This is a genomic window from Bradyrhizobium sp., assembly GCF_035570375.1.
Lineage (GTDB): Bacteria > Pseudomonadota > Alphaproteobacteria > Rhizobiales > Xanthobacteraceae > Bradyrhizobium.
Map to the genome: position 1 here is coordinate 1 of NZ_DATMLW010000064.1, position 3,678 is coordinate 3,678.

Annotated in this window: 4 protein-coding genes; all 4 read left to right on the forward strand. The window is 60.9% G+C overall.

From position 1 onward, the window contains the following. Positions 1 to 612: 1,6-dihydroxycyclohexa-2,4-diene-1-carboxylate dehydrogenase (locus VNX23_RS07080; protein ID WP_325628502.1), on the forward strand; the 612-nt coding region annotated here is incomplete at its 5' end. 85 nt (positions 613 to 697) lie between these two features. Beyond that, positions 698 to 1,993, forward strand: coding sequence for an AMP-binding protein (locus tag VNX23_RS07085; RefSeq protein WP_325628507.1), 1,296 nt, complete (start codon positions 698 to 700; stop codon positions 1,991 to 1,993). A 2-nt stretch (positions 1,994 to 1,995) separates the two neighbouring features. Next, positions 1,996 to 3,390, forward strand: coding sequence for an enoyl-CoA hydratase/isomerase family protein (locus VNX23_RS07090; RefSeq protein ID WP_325628504.1), 1,395 nt, complete (start codon positions 1,996 to 1,998; stop codon positions 3,388 to 3,390). Positions 3,391 to 3,435: 45 nt separating this feature from the next. After that, the coding region (locus tag VNX23_RS07095) for a dioxygenase (protein ID WP_325628506.1) at positions 3,436 to 3,678 on the forward strand (243 nt) is incomplete at its 3' end.

Below are 3,678 nucleotides of genomic sequence, written 5' to 3' on the forward strand. Positions count from 1 at the left end.
GCGATCGCCATCATCGCCGATCTCGAGACTTTTTCCGGCGCCACTGAAGCGATAGATGAGGCACGGGAGCGCTTCGGCCGCATCGACATCCTGGTCAACAATGTCGGCGGTACGATTTGGGCAAAGCCTTATGCCGAGTACAGGGAGGCACAGATCGAGGCGGAGATCCGCCGCTCGCTATTCCCGACACTCTGGTGCTGCCGCGCCGTGCTGCCGGGAATGCTGGAGCGCGGTGCTGGCGTCATCATCAACGTGTCTTCGGTCACGACGCGCGGCGTCAACCGCGTGCCCTACGCGGCGGCGAAGGGCGGCGTAAACGCGATCACCGCATCTCTCGCCATGGAATACGCGGCGCACGGCATTCGCGTCTGCGGTGTGGCGCCCGGCGGCACCGAAGCCCCACCGCGGCGCATCCCGCGCAACGCCGCGGCGCCGAGCGCGCAGGAGGGGGAATGGTACCGCCAGGTCGTGAACCAGACGATCTCGTCGAGCCTGATGAAACGCTACGGCACGACCGAGGAGCAGGCGGCGGCGATCCTGTTCCTGGCTTCGGACGAGGCTTCGTACATCACCGGCGTGACTTTGCCCGTGGCGGGCGGAGACCTCGGTTGAGCAATTCGCCACGCGTCCGCAGCGCAGCCGTGCATCGAGCAGCCCGAAATCATTGATCCAGACGGACAGAAAGGGCTTCAGCCTGATGGCGTTCATTTGGTCGGAAGCGGTAGTCGAGACCGCCAGTAGGTGCCAAATCACGGATCTTCAGCTGAAGCGGCTGAAAAACGTGGTTCGCCGAGCCTATGATAACGTTCCCCACTATCGTCGAACCATTCAGGCGGCCGGAGTTCATCCGGACGATCTCGTTTCCTTAGAGGGACTGGCGCAATTTCCTTTTACGACAAAGGCGGACCTCCGAGATCGCTACCCATACGACATGTTTGCGGTTCCGCTCGACGACGTCGTGCGGATCCATGCCTCTAGCGGAACAACAGGCAAGCCGACAGTGGTCGGCTACACCAGGCGCGACATCAAGACCTGGGCTCGCCTGGTGGCGCGCTCGATCCGAGCGGCAGGCGGCACGCGGCGCGACAAGATGCACATAGCCTATGGCTACGGGCTTTTTACGGGCGGTCTCGGTATGCACTATGGGGCCGAGGCTCTCGGCTGTGCCGTTGTGCCGGTTGGCGGCGGGATGACAGAGCGGCAAGTTCAGCTGATCAACGATTTTCGCCCCGACATCATAAGCGTCACGCCTTCCTATCTGCTGGCCATTGCAGACGAGTTTGACCGGCAGGGTGTCGACGCACGTTCTTGCAGCTTGCGTCTTGCCCTATGTGGCGCGGAGCCCTGGAGTGAGGCAATGCGCAGTGAGATCGAGCGCAGGTTGGGCTTGGCGGCATTGGATATCTATGGGCTCTCCGAGCTCATGGGGCCCGGAGTTGGCCAGGAGTTCGCAGCTACCCGGGACGGCCCCACGATTTGGGAGGACCATTTTCTCCCTGAGGTAATCGATCCAGCGACCGGTGCGGTGTTGCCGGATGGCCAGCTTGGAGAACTCGTCCTGACCTCCCTGACCAGGGAAGCCATGCCAGTTATCCGGTATCGCACGCGCGACCTCACTCGGCTGCTGCCGGGGACAGTCACCAACATGCGGCGCATTGAGCGCATTCGAGCCCGAAGCGACGACATCTTGATTATCCGTGGCGTGAATGTGTTCCCTACACAAATCGAGGAAGCGCTGATAGCGGACCCGCTTCTGGCGCCAAACTATCTGATCGAAGTGGATCGACCCGACCGCCTCGACACGGTCCGAGTGACGGTCGAGGCCCGCACTGCCTTAACGACCGAAGAGCGGGATTGTGTTGAACGGAGGGCCGAGCAAGCGATCAAGGCGAGAGTGGGCGTCACAACGACGGTAGAGGTGATGGCACGGGGCGCTATTGCGAGCTCGCAAGGAAAAGCCGTCCGCGTGATCGATCGCCGACGGAAGGAATAGTCTTGGAATCCGCGCTAAGTTCCCTCGTCGCCTCCGGGCTGCCGGAAGCATCTGTATCGAGCTGGACGGCAGTCCAACCGCATGTGACGGATGACTTTGGCCGTGACCTCGATCAATACATTTCTTATTGGCAGCAGACGTACCGGCTACTATCGGCGCTTCCGGCCAAGTCCTCCCGATCGGATGTAGAAAGAGCCGCCGCACAGACACTCTTGACCGCGGGGCGGGAGTCTCATGAGCGGTTTCTCAACGCCTACACCCGTCAATTATATGACAGCCTCACTGCGCAACGATCCCGTTTCGTCCGGGCCGACCGGCTCGTGGCGGCCGCGGCTGAGGCTTTTCCTGGCCTTGTGCCCTCTGAAGCGCAGCTCGCCGCGGAATCGAAGCTGAAGCAGGGGGACAAGGATGGGCTCGAGATCGACCAAGGCATTTTACTTTCCCACGTCCTCGCCGAGCGAGACTTGGGCACCCACCTGTGTCATGCGATGCTGTTGCCCCGCGCCGAAAGCGCGGATCTCGTCGCGAAGTTTCAGGCTTCGGGCAAGCTCGATCTTGGAGCGGCCCGCGTTGAACGCAGGGGAAATGCCGTTCTTCTCACCACGGCCAACCCGCGTTTTCTAAATGCCGAAGACGACACAACCATCGACAGCATCGAGCTGGCGGTTGATGTCGCGACGCTCGATCGCGCCAGCGGCGTTGCCATCATGCGCGGTGATTTGGCGCATAAAGCTAAATACTCGGGCAGGCGGATCTTTGGCGCTGGCATAAACCTCACTCGCCTCTACCACGGAAAGATCCCTTTCTTGTGGTACATCACGCGCGAATTGGGCTACGTGCACAAGCTATTGCGTGGTGTCGCGTCTGACGACACCGTGCCCGATGACTTGCATGGGGGTGGCTGTGAAAAGCCCTGGATCGCGGCAGTGGATACGTTCGCGATCGGCGGACACTGTCAGATCTTGCTCTGCATGGACTATATCCTGGCGTCGGCCGGCACCAAGCTGACACTGCCCGCCCGGAAGGAGGGCATTATTCCGGGGCTGGCAAACCTTCGACTCCCTCGCTTCACAGGAGCGCGCATTGCCCGCCAAGCAATCCAACATGGACTGGAGCTTTTCTGCGAAAGCGCCGAGGGCCGGCTCGTTTGCGACAAGATCGTTGCAGCGGACGAAATGGATCTGGCCATCGATCGAATTTGTGAGGATGTCTTGAGCTCCGGACAGGCTGCTCTCGTCGCCAATCGCCGTGCGCTGCGTATAGGGTTCGAGCCGCTCGATACATTTCGGCAGTATTGTTCGGTTTATGCTCGCGAGCAGGCATATTGCTGTTTCAGCTCCGAGCTGATCTCCAACCTTGAACAGAACTGGAATGTCCGAAGCCGCGAAACCGCATGATCTGCCTCGGTTGAGAATTTCACGCCCACCCAGGAGGAAAAGTCGATGAGCGAATTGCTCGAGACCCGCGAAGTGCAGAGCCTGCTGACCAAGGTCAGCGGTCTGGGGGACGACAAGGGCGACCCGCGCATCAAGCGCATCGTCTACCGCGTCGTGTCGGATTTGTTCAAGACGATCGAGGAGTTCGATGTCCAGCCAGACGAATTCTGGACCGCGATGAGTTACCTGACGGAGCTCGGCGAGGCGCATGAGATCGGCCTGCTGGTGCCCGGCCTCGGTCTCGAAACA